This window comes from Streptomyces sp. NPDC021225 (genome assembly GCF_044332865.1).
In the GTDB taxonomy this organism is placed as follows: Bacteria; Actinomycetota; Actinomycetes; order Streptomycetales; family Streptomycetaceae; genus Streptomyces.
The window spans coordinates 94761-110166 of record NZ_JBIRPV010000012.1 but is presented as its reverse complement, the minus strand read 5'-3'; the positions used below and the strand labels follow the sequence as shown (position 1 = coordinate 110166).

Here is a 15406-nt window from a genome sequence, read left to right as displayed (position 1 = left end):
GTCACCCGAAGGTGAGAACCATGAAGGCGACCTCGCCCCATGGGCGTTCCGAGCTGCTGCGACCCGACGGGAGCCCCGTCCGGGTGCTGGTTGTGGACGATGAGTCGGCCCTCGCCGACCTGCTCTCGATGGCCCTGCGCTACGAGGGCTGGGAGGTGCGGACGGCCGGCAACGGCGCGGAGGCGCAGCGCATCACCCGCGAACTGCGCCCGGACGCCGTCATCCTGGACATCATGCTGCCCGACATGGACGGGCTCACGCTGCTGGGGCGGGTGCGCAACGAGCTTCCCGAGGTACCGGTGCTCTTCCTGACCGCGAAGGACGCGGTCGAGGACCGGATCGCCGGGCTGACCGCGGGCGGCGACGACTATGTCACCAAGCCGTTCAGCCTGGAGGAGGTCGTCGCCCGGCTGCGTGGCCTGCTGCGCAGGTCGGGGGCCGCGGCGGCGCGCAGCGAGTCGCTGCTGACCGTCGGCGACCTGGTCCTGGACGAGGACAGCCACGAGGTCTCCCGGGCCGGTCAGGAGATCCACCTGACCGCGACCGAGTTCGAGCTGCTGCGCTATCTGATGCGCAATCCGCGCCGCGTGCTCAGCAAGGCCCAGATCCTCGACCGGGTGTGGAGCTATGACTTCGGCGGCCAGGCCAACGTCGTCGAGCTGTACATCTCCTATCTGCGCCGGAAGATCGACGTGGGCCGCAGCCCCATGATCCACACCCGGCGCGGCGCGGGGTATCTGATCAAGCCGGGCGAGTAGGCGAGCCGGATCGATGGCGTTCTCCCCTGCCGCCGGTGTGCCCTCCGCGCCTCAGCCGTTCCCTGTACGTCAGCCGCCCGCGCCCCCGACGCCCGCGCCCCCGACGCGCGGCAGGCGCTCCGCGCGCCGCCGGCGCAGGCCGTGGTCGCTGCGCACCCGGCTGGTCTTCTCCGCCGTCGGGCTGATCGCCGTCGTCTGCGCCGTGATCGGCACGGTCACCACGATCGCCCTCCACACCTATCTGTACGACCAGGTGGACAAGCAGCTCACGGGCGTCGCCATGCGGGTCGCCGGCCCGCCCTTCGACCTCGGCAAGGACCCGCGGCTCGGGGACGACCGGCGTACGCAGAACATCCGCGACACCGTGGCCGGGCCCGGCCAGCCGATGGGGACGGTCGCTGCCGAGGTCGAGGACGGTGAGCTCGGCGACGGCGCGATCAGCTCCCAGCAGGAGTCGAGCACGGGTGAGCCCGATATCTCCGGCAACTACCTGACCAGTGCTCAGCGAAGGGCGCTGAGCGAGGTTCCGCGGGACGGAGCCGAACACACCGTCGACATCCCCGGCAACGGCGAGTACCGCGTCAAGTACGTCACCGGGGCCCACGGCCACTTCCTCGTCGGCATCTCGACGTCCGAAGCGCAGAACACCATCGACACGCTCATCCTCGCCGAGGTCTCCGTCACCGCCGCCGGGCTGGTCGCCGCCGGGATCGCCGGAGTGGCCATGGTCGGCATCTCGCTGCGCCCGCTGCGCCGGGTGGCGGCCACGGCCACCCGCGTCTCCGAGCTCCGGCTGCACAGCGGCGAGGTCGCCCTGCGCGAGCGGGTGCCGCAGTCCGAGGCCGACCCGCGCACCGAGGTCGGCCAGGTGGGCGCGGCCCTGAACCGCATGCTCGGGCATGTGGAGTCGGCGCTCGCGGCCCGCCAGGAGAGCGAGACGCGGGTACGCCAGTTCGTCGCCGACGCCAGCCATGAGCTGCGCACCCCGCTCGCCTCGATCCGCGGATACGCCGAGCTGACCAGACGAGGCCGCGAGGAGATCGGGCCCGACACCCGCCATGCCCTCGGCCGGGTCGAGTCGGAGGCGGCACGGATGACCGGCCTGGTCGAGGACCTGCTGCTGCTGGCGCGCCTCGACGCGGGCCGCCCCGTCGAGCGCGCGGAGCTGGACCTGTCGCCCGTGGTGGTCGACGCGGTCAGCGACGCCCGGGCGGCCGGGCCGGACCACAAATGGCGGCTGGAGCTGCCCGACGACCCCGCGGTCGTCCACGGGGACGACGCCAGGCTGCGCCAGGTCCTGGTCAACCTGCTCGCCAACGCCCGTACCCACACCCCTCCCGGGACGACGGTCACCGCGCGCGTGCTGTGGCGCGGCCCGTACGGGGCGCCGCACCCCGCTCCCTCGCCATCCCCGTATTCCGCTTATTCGGCGCCTTGGGTGTCCCTGGAGGTCGAGGACGACGGCCCGGGCATCCCGCCCCACCTCCTGCCGCATGTCTTCGAGCGCTTCGCCCGCGGCGACGCCTCGCGCTCGCGCGCCGCCGGGAGCACGGGTCTTGGCCTCGCCATCGTGCACGCCGTGGTCACGGCGCACGGCGGCGGGGTGACGGTGGACAGCGTGCCGGGCCGCACCGTCTTCGGCGTCCACCTGCCCGTCCACCTCCCCGTGGACGTCCCCGCCGACCTTCCCGTTCACCACTCCGTAACGCACTCACAGGCAGGCCACAGGCTGACCACACAGCCGTGACAGCGCCGCTCGCGAATGTCGGTCACATGCGAACTCACACACCTCTCGAGGCACCGCCCGAGACACCCCTGGAGACCTTGCCCGCTCGCGAGCACGTGACGGTCGGCCGGAGCCAGCCGGTGCTCGACGTCGTGGTCCCCGTGTACAACGAGGAGGCCGACCTCGAGCGGTGCGTGCGGCGGCTGCACGACCACCTGGCCCGCACCTTCCCGTACGCCTTCCGCATCACCATCGCGGACAACGCGAGCACGGACCGCACCCCCGAGATCTCCGCCTACCTCGACGACGCCATCGACGAGGTCACGGCGGTCCGGCTGGAGCAGAAGGGCCGCGGGCGCGCGCTGCGCACGGTCTGGTCGATGTCGCAGGCGCCGGTGCTGGCGTACATGGACGTCGATCTGTCCACCGACCTCAACGCGCTGCTGCCGCTGGTGGCCCCGCTCATCTCCGGCCACTCCGACCTGGCGATCGGGTCGCGGCTGGCGCGCAGCTCGCGCGTGGTGCGCGGCCCCAAGCGGGAGTTCATCTCGCGCGCGTACAACCTCATCCTGCGCGGCAGCCTGGCCGCCCGCTTCTCCGACGCCCAGTGCGGCTTCAAGGCGATCCGCAAGGATGTCGCCGAGCGGCTGCTGCCGCTGGTCGAGGACACCGGGTGGTTCTTCGACACCGAGATGCTGGTGCTGGCCGAGCGGGCCGGGCTGCGCATCCACGAGGTGCCGGTGGACTGGGTCGACGACCCCAACAGCACGGTCCACATCGTGAAGACGGCCACCGACGACCTCAAGGGCGTCTGGCGGGTGGGGCGCGCGCTGGCCACCGGCGCGCTGCCGCTCGACCGGCTGCGCCGCCCCTTCGGCGACGACCCGCGCGACCGCGGGCTGAGCGGGGTCCCGGGCGGGCTGGCCCGGCAGCTGGTCGGCTTCTGTGTGGTGGGCGCGCTCAGCACCCTTGTCTATCTGCTGCTCTACTCCCTCTTCCGGATGGGCACGGGCCCTCAGATCGCCAACGCGCTGGCCCTGCTGCTGTCGGCGCTCGGCAACACCGCGGCCAACCGGAGGCTCACCTTCGGCGTACGCGGCCGGGACCGGGCGGTGCGTCACCAGGCCCAGGGGCTGGTGGTGTTCGGCATCGGCCTCGCCCTGACCAGCGGCTCCCTGGCCGCCCTGGACGCCGCCGCCTCCGGCACCCCGGCGCACAGCACCGAACTGGCCGTCCTGATCGCGGCCAACCTCGCCGCGACCGTCCTGCGCTTCCTGCTCTTCCGGGCCTGGGTCTTCCCCTCCGAAGGCCCGCAGGGCGGGACCGCCACCGACCACGACCTGACCGACCACGATCCGAGGAACCCCCGATGACGACCTACGACCAGGGCCTCCGCGCAGCGGGGCCGCCGCCCCCGACTCCCCCGGCCGCGCACCACGCACGGCCGGCGGCCCCGCAGGGCTCGCGCCTGGCCCGGGCGTGGCGCGGCCGGCCGGAGGACCCGCGCTGGGCGAGGCCCGCCCTGTGGGTTCTGCTGGCCGTCACCACCGTGCTCTACCTGTGGAGCCTGGGCGCGTCCGGCTACGCGAACCAGTTCTATTCGGCGGCGGTGCAGGCGGGCAGCGAGAGCTGGAAGGCGTTCTTCTTCGGCTCCTCCGACGCCGGGAACTCCATCACCGTCGACAAGCCTCCGGCCTCCCTGTGGCCGATGGCCCTGTCGGTGCGGGTGTTCGGCCTCAGCTCCTGGGCGATCCTGGTCCCCGAGGCGCTGATGGGCGTGGCGACGGTCGGCGTGCTCTACGCGGCGGTGCGGCGCCGGTTCAGCGCGGCCGCCGGTCTCATCGCGGCGGCGGCGCTGGCGGTGACCCCGGTCGCGGCGCTGATGTTCCGGTTCAACAACCCCGACGCGCTGCTGTGCCTGCTGATGGTCTCGGCGATCTACTGCGTGCTGCGCGCGCTGGAGGACGCCCGCACCAAGTGGCTGCTGCTGGCCGGGGTCTGCTTCGGGTTCGGCTTTCTGACCAAGACGCTTCAGGCCTGGCTGATCCTGCCGCCGCTCGCCGTGGTGTACGCGGTGTGCGCGCCGGCGAAGCTCGGCAAGCGGATCCGCCAGCTGCTGCTCGCCGGGGTCGCGATGGTCGTCGCCGGCGGCTGGTGGGTGGCGATCGTCGAGCTGTGGCCGAAGTCCTCGCGCCCGTACATCGGCGGCTCGCAGGACAACAGCTTCCTGGAGCTGACCTTCGGCTACAACGGCCTGGGCCGGATCAACGGCAACGAAACCGGCAGCGTCGGTGGCGGCGGTGGCGGCGGGAACGGCGGCGGCCAGTGGGGCGAGACCGGCATCGACCGGCTCTTCAGCTCCGACATGGGCGGTCAGATCGCGTGGCTGCTGCCCGCGGCTTTCATCCTGCTGCTCGCGGGGATCTGGCTGACCTGGCGGGCCAGGCGCACGGACACCCAGCGTTCGGCGTTCCTGGTGTGGGGCGGGGCGCTGCTGATGACCTTCGCCACCTTCAGCTTCATGTCCGGGATCTTCCACCAGTACTACAACATCGCGCTCGCGCCGTACATCGCGGCGATCGTGGGCATGGGCGCCGCGATGCTGTGGGAGCGGCGGTCCACCGCCGCGGCGTCGGTGGTGCTCGCGGCCGCGGTCGCGGTGACGGCCGTCTGGTCGTACGTGCTGCTGAACCGCTCCTCCGACTGGCACCCCTGGCTGCGCTGGGCGGTGCTGATCGCCGGGCTCGCGGCGGCGGCCGGGCTGCTGGTCGCGTCGCGGCTGGGCGGGCGGCTGGCGCTGGGCGTGGCGGGTCTTGGCCTCGCGGCGTCGCTGGCCGGGCCCATCGCGTACACGCTCAACACGGTCGACACGCCGCACGGCGGCTCGATCGTCACGGCCGGTCCCGCGGTGTCGGGTGGCATGGGCGGCCCCGGCGGCGGCCGTCCGGGCGGCTTGCGGGGCGGGGGTAACGGCGGCCCGCCGGGGATGCGGAACGGCAACACCCAGGGCCAGACCGGTGGCCAGACCGGCGGTCAGAACGGCCAGCAGGGCATGGTCCCCGGTGGCGGTCAGCAGGGCGGTCAGACCGGTGGTCAGAACGGGGGCCAGAACGGCGGCTTCCCCGGCGGCGGCTTCCCGGGCGGCGGCTCGTCGCAGCAGAACGGGCAGGGCCAGAACAGCCAGGGCCAGGGCCAGCAGGGCAACAGGCAGGGCATGTTCCCCGGTGGCATGGGCGGCGAAGGCGGCCGGCGCGGCGGCGGCATGGGCGGTCTGCTCGACGGCCCGAGCGTCAGCTCCAAGGTCAAGGCCGCGCTGGAAAAGAACGCGAGTGGGTACACCTGGGTCGCCGCGGCGATCGGCTCGCAGAACGCCGCGGGCTACCAGCTCGCCACCGAGGACCCGGTGATGGCGATCGGCGGCTTCAACGGCAGCGACCCGTCCCCGACCCTCGCGCAGTTCCAGGCCTATGTGAAGCAGGGGAAGATCCACTACTTCATCGGCTCGGGCGGCATGGGCGGCATGGGCGGCGGTCCCGGGGGCGGGAACGGCACCTCGTCCAAGATCAGCTCCTGGGTTCAGGCCAACTTCAAGAAGGTCACGGTCGACGGCACCACCCTCTATGACCTGACCCAGAAGGCGTCGAAGTCCTCGAAGTCCTGACGCGGGCGAACACGCAGGTCCACGGGCCGGTGACGGAGGAATCCCCTCCGCCACCGGCCCGTACGCATGGCCCGCCGGAAATCTCCTGTACGGCGTAGGGGGGTCGCTGTACGGTGTACATCGCTGCCCTGGCCCGTACACCGTATAAGCGCGCAAGGAGAGTCCATGACGGCGCAGACCGCCGACCCCACGTCCGACAGCCCGCCCGGTCCACCGACCGGCGGGCACCCCCAGCGCTGGCTGATCCTCGGCGTCATCTGCCTCGCCCAGCTCACCGTGTTGCTGGACAACACCATCCTCAACGTCGCGATCCCCTCCCTCACCGAGGAGATGGACGCCACCACGGCCGACATCCAGTGGATGATCAACGCCTATTCGCTCGTCCAGTCCGGCCTGCTGCTCACCGCGGGCAACGCCGCCGACCGCTACGGCCGGAAGAAGATGCTCTTCACGGGGCTCGCCCTCTTCGGGATCGGCTCGCTGGCCGCCTCGCTGGCACAGGGGCCGGGCCAGCTGATCGCCGCCCGCGCGGGCATGGGGATCGGCGGGGCACTGCTGATGACCACGACCCTCGCCGTGGTCGTGCAGGTCTTCGAGGCGAGCGAACGGCCCAAGGCCATCGGCCTGTGGGGCGCGGTCAGCTCGCTCGGGCTCGCCGCGGGCCCGCTGATCGGCGGCGCGCTCCTCGAACACTTCTGGTGGGGCTCGATCTTCCTGATCAACCTCCCGGTGGCGCTGCTCGGCCTCGTCGCCGTCGTCTGGCTGGTGCCGGAGTCGAAGAACCCCACCGGTGACCGGCCCGACCTGCTCGGCGCGCTGCTGTCCACAATCGGCATGACCGGCGTCGTCTTCGCCATCATCTCCGGGCCCGAGCACGGCTGGACGTCCCAGCGGGTGCTGCTGTCGGCGCTGGTGGGTGTAGTGGTGCTGGCGGCCTTCGCGCTGTGGGAGAGCCGCATCCCCTACCCGATGCTGGACATGCACTTCTTCCGCGACCGCCGCTTCGTGGGCGCCGTCGCGGGCGGCATCCTCGTCGCCTTCGGCCTGGGCGGCTCGATGTTCCTGCTCACCCAGCATCTCCAGTTCGTGCTCGGCTACGACCCGCTGGGCGCGGGCCTGCGCACCGCTCCGCTCGCCCTGGTGATCGTGGTGCTCAACCTCACCGGAGTCGGCGCCCGGCTGCTGCCCAAGCTCGGCACCCCGGCCACGATCCTGTGCGGCATGGGGCTGCTGGCCGTGGGACTGGCCCTGATCGCGACGCTCGGCGCCGACGAGTACAGCGGGATGCTCCTCGGCCTTGTGGTCATGGGCTCGGGCATCGCGATCTCCATGCCCGCGATGGCGACGGCGATCATGTCGGCGATCCCGCCGGAGAAGGCGGGGGTGGGCGCGGGCGTCAACGGCACGCTCACCGAGTTCGGCAACGGCCTGGGCGTGGCCGTCCTCGGCGCGGTCCTCAACTCCCGGTTCGTCGGGCTGCTGCCCGCGGTCGCCGTCGGGGCGGGCTCGCTCCCGGCCGCCTACGCGTCGGCGCGCACCGACGAGGACCGGGCCGCCGTCGCGGACGCCTTCGCCTCCGGTGTGCACACCAGCCAGCTGGTCGGAGCGGTCGCCGTACTGGCGGGCGGCGCGCTGACGGCGCTGCTGCTGCGCCGGGCCGAGCGATCTTCACAAGAGACCTCGGCGGCATAGCATCGGGTAGTAAGACGCCATCGGCCGCGCGCCCCAGCCGCGCGGCCCTGGCGCATGGAAGAAGGAGAGCGCGCCATGGCGACAGGCAGCCGGGTCATCCGTCCGCGGACCAGCATCTGGCTCTCCGAGCGCAAGGCCCCGAAGCGCAAGGCGGAGCAGCAGCCGTCCGGGCTCGACCATGTGAAGATCGTCGCGGCCACGGTCCGGCTGCTGGACGCCGAGGGGCTCGCCGGGTTCTCGATGCGCCGGCTGGCGGCCGAGCTGGAGGTCACCGCGATGTCGGTCTACTGGTACGTCGAGACCAAGGACCAGCTTCTCGAACTCGCCCTCGACACGGCCATGGGCGAGATGTCGCTGCCCGCCGGGAGCCTGGGCCCCGTCGAGGGCTATGAGCACCTGGAACCGCCCCAGGAGCGGGACTGGCGCGATCAGCTCCGCCAGATCGCCTCCGAGTACCGCAGGCTGCTGGTCGCCCACTCCTGGGTCCCCCCGCTGCTGGGGGAGTACATGAACATCGGGCCGAACGCCATGGCCTTCGCCACCGCGGTGCAGCGCGTGTTGCGCGACAGCGGCCTGCCCGCCTCGCAGGTGCCGGGCGCGCTGGCCCTCGTGTTCCAGTTCGTCTACGGCTTCAGCACCATCGAGGGCCGCTTCGCCGCCCGCTCCCGCGCCGCGGGCATCACCCAGGACGAGCTCTTCGCCGAGACGATGGCCAGTATCGAGGGCCGCCCGGAGTTCGACGAATCGCGGGCCGTGATGGAGGCCCGGGGCGGCTCCACCGTCCAGGAGATGCGCGAGCGGGACTTCACCTTCGCCCTGGACTGCGCCATCGTCGGCATCGAGGCCCTCCGCGACGCAGGCGGCCAGGACTGACGGCGGCGCCTCAGACGCCCGGCAGCTCCGTGCCCTGGACGGCCTGGACGTCCAGCTCCACCCGCAGCGTCGTGCCGATGGCGGCTATGCCCGCCGCGACCACCTGGTTGTAGTTCATCGCGAAGTCCTCGCGGTGCAGCTGCGCCGTCGCGCGGAAGGCGGCCCGCACCCCGCCCCACGGGTCGGGGCCCGTCCCCAGGTACGTCAGGTCCAGGTCCACCTCCCGGATCACGCCGTGCAGGGACAGCTTGCCGTGCACCGTCCAGCGGTCCGCGCCGGCCGGGGTCAGCCCGGTGCTCTGGTACGTCAGGACCGGGAACCGCTCCACGTCGAGGAAGTCGGCCGACCGCAGATGGCCGTCCCGCATCCCGTTCCCCGTGTCGATGCTCGTGGCCTGGATGACCGCCTCGACCCCGGACTTCTCGATGTCTTCGGCTATCTCGATCCGCCCGCTGAACTCCGTGAACCGGCCGCGCACGCTGGAGATGCCCAGATGCTGGGCGACGGCCCCCACCGTCGAGTGCGCCGGGTCGATCGTCCACGCGCCGGGCGGCGGCAGCTCCACCCCGCCCTGCCGCGCCAGCACCACGGTGCCGACATCGGCGCGGCCCGAGGCCGTGACGATCGACGTCGAGGCGGCGGGGGCGTAGCCCACGGCCGTGGCGATGACCGTGTACGGCCCGGGCGGCAGCGGCTCCCGCGTGCGCACCGCGCCGTTCTCGTCGGCCTGGGCGCGCAACACCTGAGCGCCCGTCATGTCCGTGACGGTCAGCACGGCGTGCTGCACCGCCCAGCCGTCGCGCGTGCGGATCTGGGCGCGCAGCCCCCCGCCCGCGCTTCCGCCCGTTCCTGCTGCTGTGGTCGTCATGCCGCCTCTCGCTCTCGCTCCCGTTTCCGTTTCCGTCAGGGCTGTCTCGTCTGTGCTGTGCGGTGTCTGTGGGGTGTCTTGGTGCGCCGGACCCGGACGGCGGTGTCAGGCCGTCCCCTGCCTGGCAGGTCTTCACCTGCTATACACCGCCGCCGGGTTCCGGGTTCCGGGCCCGGCGCTCCGGCGCCGTCCCGGCCGGGGCCGGGGCGCGTCTCCGCTCTGCGCGCCCCGGCCCCGGGGTCCTCAGCCTTTTCAGTCGAGGGGGTGGGCGAGCTCGACGTCGTGTCCGTCGACCCCCTGCCCCTGGACCGTCAGCGCCCCCGCGACCGGCGGGTAGCCGCTCGCGATGACCGTGTAGTCGCCCGCGTCCAGGTCGGTGAAGGCGTACGCCCCGTCCTCCCCGGTCGTCGCGGTGGCGACCACGTTCCCGGCCGCGTCCACCAGCGTGACCCGCGCGTCCGGCAGCGGCCGCCGGTCGGCACCGGCCCGCACCACGCCCTGCACCCGCGCACCGGCCTGGAGCGCGATCTCGACCCGGGTCAGACCCTGGGCGCCGACGTCGACGGGCAGCGCGGCGGGCCGGAACCCGGCGGCGTTGACCGCGACCGTGAAGGTCCCGGGGACGAGCTCCTCGAAGCGGAAGTCGCCGCGCTCACCGGTCTTGCCGGTGGCCAGCACCTCGCCGCGGACATCGGTGATCACGACCATGGCCGCCTCGACCGGCTCCCCGTCGGAGGCGCCGTGCACGGTGCCCGCCAGGCCGCTGGTCGCCGCCAGTACGACGTCGAAGGCGAGCGGCTCGTCGCCGACCACGACGGTGGACGCCTGCGGCTGGTGGCCGTCGGCGGCCGCGATCAGGACGTAGGTGCCGGAGCCCGGCGCGTCCAGCGCGAACGAGCCGTCGACGTGCGCCACCGAACGGCCCAGCTGCCGCCCGTTCAGCGAGATCAGCGTGACCGCGGCGCGCGGGACGGCGGTGCGGTCGGCGTTCCGTACGAAGCCGTGCACGCCCTGCCGGGGGTGGTGGCCGTCGCCGCCATCAGCGACAGAGGCAAACGCGGCGAGCCGCTGCGGAACGGTCGCGTCCGTCAGGGCGTACGCCGACGCGGTGTCGGACGAGTCGGCGGCCGGCGCGCCCACGAGCGCGGGCTCCGGCTGCTGCACGGCGGCCGGTTCCTGGTCCGCCGGGGTGCCCGCGGCCGCGGCCGGGGTCTCGACGGCGTCCTCGGAGGAGGCGGCCTGGGAGCCGGACCGGGTCTTCAGCGGGACCTCCTTGATGAACAGCGTGAAGACGAAGGCCAGCAGCGCGGCCCCGGAGGCGTACAGGAAGACATCCGCGATGCCGTGGCCGTACGCGCTCTCCATGACGGTGCGGATCGGCGCGGGGAGCTTGTCCAGGTCGGGGATTCCGCCGCCGCCGGTGCCGCCGTGGCCCAGGGCCTGGCCCTTGGGGCCGAGCTCTGCCAGACCCTCCTTGACGTAGTGGGTGACGCGGTTGCCGAGCACGGCGCCGAGCGCCGAGACGCCGACCGCACCGCCCAGGGAGCGGAAGAAGGTCACGACGGCGCTGGCCGCGCCCAGGTCCTGCGGGGCTACCTGGTTCTGGGTGGCCAGCACCAGGTTCTGCATCATCATGCCGATGCCGAGGCCCATGAGCGCCATATAGATGGCCAGGTGCCAGTAGGGCGTGTCGTACCGCATGGTGCCCAGCAGCCCCAGGCCCGCGGTCACCAGCACACCGCCGGCGACCAGCCAGGCCTTCCAGCGGCCGGTCTTGGTGATGACCTGGCCCGAGACGGTCGAGGAGATGAACAGGCCGCTGATCATCGGGATGGTCATGACGCCGGACATGGTCGGCGACTTGTCGCGCGCCAGCTGGAAGTACTGGCTGAAGAAGACGGTCCCGGCGAACATCGCGATACCGACGAACAGCGAAGCGATCGAGGCGAGGGCGATCGTCTTGTTGCGGAACAGGCGGAGCGGGATGATCGGCTCGCTCGCCTTGTTCTCGATCAGGAGGAAGATCAGTCCGAGGGCGATCGAGCCGCCGACCATCGCGTAGGTCTGCCAGGAGACCCAGTCGTACTTGTCACCCGCGAAGGTCACCCAGATCAGCAGCAGCGAGACCGCGGCGCTGATGAAGAAGGCACCGGACCAGTCGACCTTGACCTGCCGCTTCACGACCGGCAGCTTCAGGGTCTTCTGGAGCACGATCAGCGCGATCACGGCGAACGGCACACCGACGTAGAAGCACCAGCGCCAGCCGAGCCACGAGGTGTCGGTGATCACGCCGCCCAGCAGCGGGCCGCCGACGGTCGCCACCGCGAAGGTCGCGCCGAGGTAGCCGCTGTAGCGGCCGCGCTCGCGCGGGGAGATCATCGCGGCCATCACGATCTGTGCGAGGGCCGACAGACCGCCCACGCCGATGCCCTGCACCACACGGCAGGCGATCAGCATGCCCGCGTTCTGCGAGAGACCGGCGACCACCGAGCCGGCCACATAGATGACCAGCGATATCTGGACCAGGAGCTTCTTGCTGAACAGGTCGGAGAGCTTGCCCCACAGCGGGGTGGTGGCGGTCATCGACAGCAGGGCGGCGGTGACCACCCAGGTGTAGGCGGACTGGCCGCCATGGAGGTCGGCGATGATCTCCGGGAGGGCGTTCGAGACGATCGTCGAGGAGAGGATCGCGACGAACATGCCGAGCAGCAGCCCGGACAGCGCCTCCATGATCTGCCGGTGGGTCATCGGTGCCGTCGAGCCGGAGTCGTGGCGGCCGTGGTGGCCTCCGCCACCGTGCTTGGCATGGGCGGGGTGCCCCGCGGGTCCCCGCACACCGCCGTCCGGTGTGGTCGTTGCCATGAAGTTCCTATCGTTGCGTTGGTGTACGGGTGGTGCTCTCGTCGATCAGCTGGGGAACCCGGGATCTGGTGTCACCGAAGCTCGTCCGCAGCCGGGCGAGTAGTTCGTTGAGGCGGCCGACGTCGTCGTCGGACCAGTCGCTCAGACAGGCGGCGAGCGCCTGTGTATAGCGCTCGGACACCTCGCCGAGCAGCTTCTCGCCGCTGGCGTTGATGCTCAGCAGCCGCGACCGGCGGTCCAGTGGATCCGGGTGCCGGTCGATCCAGCCGCGCTCGGCGGCGTGGGCGACATGGCGGCTCGTGACCGACATGTCGATGTCGAGCAGCTCGGCGAGTTTGCTCATGCGCATCTCGCCGTAGCGGCTGAGCAGCATGAGGACGATGGCCGAGCCGGCCGCGCAGTCTTGGGGGAGGACACGCGACAGCCCTCGCTTGACGGTGCCGATGGCGCTGAGTTGCCGTGCCAGCTCCTCGTACTGACTCCGTGCTGCCATGGCGCCTCCAGAGCTATCGGTTGCTTAGGGCAACCATAGATAAGTTAGTTGCTATAGGCAAACGAAATCGGGCTTCGCAGAGTAAATTGCCCGCAAAGGCTCGCTCAGGGGTCGGTCAAGAGGCCGGTCTGTGGTGCGGGAGGGGTGTGTGGGGGTGTTGGGGACCGGGGGTGTGCGGGAATCCGCTCATTCGCTAGGGTCGTGGGCCATGGCGAACAACCCCCAAGGTCCTGAGGGCAACTACGACCCGGCCGGCTCGACCCAGATGTTCCGGGCCTTCGTCGACGACGAAGGCGGCGGGCGGCAGCAGCAGGCGGCCGCTCCCTCCGCCTCCGGCGGTCCGCGGATCGGTGTGATCGTCGGTGTGATCGTCGCGATCGCCGTCGTCGCCGGAGTCGCCTGGCTGGCTCTGGCCTGATCCCCGTCCGGTCCCGGGGCGCGGTCCCTGGGTCGGGCCTCGGGCCAGGGGTGTCTGGCGGATCTTTCCCCACCCCGCCCCTTCCCGCAGTCTCGATGTGCGGCTCCGCCGCGTGGCAGGAGCTTCGCCCCTGGACCCCCGGGGTCTGGGGCGAAGCCCCAGTCTCGGGAAGGGGCGGGGTGGGGGAGGGCCCGCTGTAGGCGTCAAGATCCGCCGGACACGGCCCAACCCCCGGACCGGTCCCCGGTCTCATCCGTGGCCTGGTCCTCGGGCGGGCTCTCGGCCTGGCCCCCGGGCCAGGTCGCCGAGGCGGTCCGGGTCTCGATGTGCATACCGAGCGGCACCCGCCAGTCGTCCACGCACACCTCCCAGGTCTTCTCCTTCTTCTCGCCCGTCCCGATCGGCACCGGCAGGTCGCGCTTCGACTCGATCGTCGCCCAGTCGATGCCGAGGGCGTCGATGATGTGGGTCGCGAAGGTGATCGTCCCCGAGGTCACGGGGGCGCCCCCGGTGTTCCGGAACTCGACGGTCACCTTCTCGCACCAGCGGTCGTCGGCCGCGGTGCGTACGAGCTCGCCGAGCGTCAGCTCGGCCGGGCCGCTCGGGGTGGAGGGCGAGCCGGGTGTGGACTGAGGGGGCGCCGATCCCCCGCCTGAGCCGCCTGGGTCGGTCGGGCCGCTTGAGCTGCCGGGTGTCCCGGAGCCGCCCGATCCGCTTCCGTCGCTCGCGCCGTCAGGAGGGCTGTCGGCCCGGTCACCGTCTCTCCCGGGCGATTCGCCCGGCGTCGGCGTCGCGGCGGACCCGTCCGGCCGGGGCGAGGCGCCCGGGGCGCTCGGAGCCCCGGTGCCCCCGGCCCCGGAGGGCCGCCGCTTCCCGTCCCGGCCGGAGCCCTTGCCCGTGCCGTTGCCGTTGCCGTCGCCGTCGAGCGGCACCAGCTCCACGTCGCCCCTCGGCGGCGCGGATGTGGCCCGCGGTGCGTCCGGTCCGGCCGCCTCGGCCGCCAGATATCCGTCGTCGCCGCCGGCGCAGCCGCTGAGCAGCGCGCCGAGGCACAGCGCGGCCGCCGAGGAGGCGATCGCCGTGCCCCGGCGGCCCGTTGTCCGGCTCCACGCGTATCGCATCGGGCCAGTGTGGCTGACGCCCCGTCAGGAGTACAGGGTCACGCAACAGCCCACCGGAGGCGCCCGACGGACGGCGCGTCAGTCGGCGATGAGGCCCTCTCGCAGCTGCGCCAGAGTCCGCGTCAGCAGCCGTGAGACATGCATCTGGGAGATCCCGACCTCTTCGCCGATTTGCGACTGCGTCATGTTGGCGAAGAAGCGGAGCATGATGATCTGGCGCTCGCGCGGCGGGAGTTTGGCCAGCAGCGGCTTGAGAGACTCGCGGTACTCCACCCCCTCCAGGGCGGTGTCCTCGTAGCCGAGCCGGTCGGCCAGCGACCCCTCGCCGCCGTCGTCCTCGGGGGACGGGGAGTCGAGCGAGGAGGCGGTGTAGGCGTTGCCCACCGCGAGCCCGTCGACCACGTCCTCCTCCGAGACGCCGAGCGCGGTGGCGAGCTCGGGGACCGTCGGGGAGCGGTCGAGCTTCTGTGACAGCTCGTCACTGGCCTTGGTGAGGGCCAGACGCAGCTCCTGGAGCCGCCGCGGCACCCGTACGGACCAGCTGGTGTCGCGGAAGAAGCGCTTGATCTCGCCCACGACGGTCGGCATGGCGAAGGTCGGGAACTCCACGCCCCGCTCGCAGTCGAACCGGTCGATCGCCTTGATCAGGCCGATCGTCCCGACCTGGACGATGTCCTCCATCGGTTCGTTGCGGCTGCGGAACCGGGCCGCGGCGTAGCGCACCAGAGGGAGGTTCAGCTCGATGAGGGTGTCACGTACGTAGGTGCGCTCCGCGCTGTCCCGGTCGAGCGCGGCGAGCCGCAGAAACAGGGAGCGGGAGAGGGTGCGGGTGTCGATGGCGTCGCCGTCGTTGAGCACGTGCGGTGCGTCGTTGGTGAGCACCTTCGAGCTGCCCAGTTCTACGGACATGCCACCCCCTTTGGGTCGCGGACGG

The 15406-nt window shown here is 72.0% G+C and carries 12 protein-coding genes; 7 read left to right on the top strand and 5 right to left on the bottom strand.

Annotated features, from left to right (window positions below):
• Positions 1-20: 20 nt before the first annotated feature.
• The 6 genes from ACH4S9_RS37175 (at position 21) to ACH4S9_RS37150 (ending at position 8710) form a co-directional block, all read left to right on the top strand.
• Complete coding sequence (locus tag ACH4S9_RS37175; protein WP_311726135.1) at positions 21-758, top strand: response regulator transcription factor; 738 nt, start codon at positions 21-23, stop codon at positions 756-758.
• Between the two features lie 13 nt (positions 759-771).
• Positions 772-2505 (top strand): HAMP domain-containing sensor histidine kinase, encoded by a 1734-nt coding sequence (locus ACH4S9_RS37170; RefSeq protein ID WP_311726136.1) that lies wholly within the window; start codon positions 772-774, stop codon positions 2503-2505.
• 26 nt (positions 2506-2531) lie between these two features.
• A complete protein-coding gene (locus tag ACH4S9_RS37165) occupies positions 2532-3857 on the top strand; it encodes a bifunctional glycosyltransferase family 2/GtrA family protein (protein WP_311726137.1) in 1326 nt (441 codons plus the stop codon).
• Complete coding sequence (locus tag ACH4S9_RS37160; RefSeq protein ID WP_398376062.1) at positions 3854-6145, top strand: ArnT family glycosyltransferase; 2292 nt, start codon at positions 3854-3856, stop codon at positions 6143-6145. The genes ACH4S9_RS37165 and ACH4S9_RS37160 overlap by 4 nt, the downstream gene beginning before the upstream one ends.
• A 165-nt stretch (positions 6146-6310) precedes the next feature.
• Complete coding sequence (locus tag ACH4S9_RS37155) at positions 6311-7837, top strand: MFS transporter (RefSeq protein WP_311726139.1); 1527 nt, start codon at positions 6311-6313, stop codon at positions 7835-7837.
• Between the two features lie 75 nt (positions 7838-7912).
• Positions 7913-8710 carry a TetR/AcrR family transcriptional regulator gene (locus ACH4S9_RS37150; protein ID WP_358848474.1) on the top strand — a complete coding sequence of 266 codons (798 nt, stop codon included), beginning with the start codon at positions 7913-7915 and terminating at the stop codon, positions 8708-8710.
• A 10-nt stretch (positions 8711-8720) separates the two neighbouring features.
• On the opposite strand, the gene ACH4S9_RS37145 is transcribed toward ACH4S9_RS37150, so the two are convergent.
• The 3 genes from ACH4S9_RS37145 to ACH4S9_RS37135 form a co-directional block, all read right to left on the bottom strand.
• On the bottom strand, positions 8721-9578 hold the full coding sequence (locus ACH4S9_RS37145) for a YceI family protein (RefSeq protein WP_358848473.1): 858 nt from the start codon (positions 9576-9578) through the stop codon (positions 8721-8723).
• 252 nt (positions 9579-9830) lie between these two features.
• Complete coding sequence (locus ACH4S9_RS37140) at positions 9831-12440, bottom strand: MFS transporter (RefSeq protein ID WP_398376060.1); 2610 nt, start codon at positions 12438-12440, stop codon at positions 9831-9833.
• A gap of 7 nt (positions 12441-12447) precedes the next feature.
• A complete protein-coding gene (locus ACH4S9_RS37135; protein ID WP_311726143.1) occupies positions 12448-12933 on the bottom strand; it encodes a MarR family transcriptional regulator in 486 nt (161 codons plus the stop codon).
• Positions 12934-13141: 208 nt separating this feature from the next.
• On the opposite strand from ACH4S9_RS37135, the gene ACH4S9_RS37130 reads away from it, so the two are divergent.
• Positions 13142-13351 (top strand): hypothetical protein, encoded by a 210-nt coding sequence (locus tag ACH4S9_RS37130; protein ID WP_311726144.1) that lies wholly within the window; start codon positions 13142-13144, stop codon positions 13349-13351.
• A 203-nt stretch (positions 13352-13554) separates the two neighbouring features.
• Here ACH4S9_RS37130 and ACH4S9_RS37125 read toward each other — a convergent pair whose 3' ends face one another.
• Positions 13555-14472, bottom strand: a complete 918-nt coding sequence (locus ACH4S9_RS37125) for a hypothetical protein (RefSeq protein WP_398376058.1) — start codon at positions 14470-14472, stop codon at positions 13555-13557.
• A gap of 78 nt (positions 14473-14550) precedes the next feature.
• Positions 14551-15381 carry an RNA polymerase sigma factor SigF gene (locus ACH4S9_RS37120; protein WP_311726146.1) on the bottom strand — a complete coding sequence of 277 codons (831 nt, stop codon included), beginning with the start codon at positions 15379-15381 and terminating at the stop codon, positions 14551-14553.
• Positions 15382-15406: the final 25 nt, after the last annotated feature.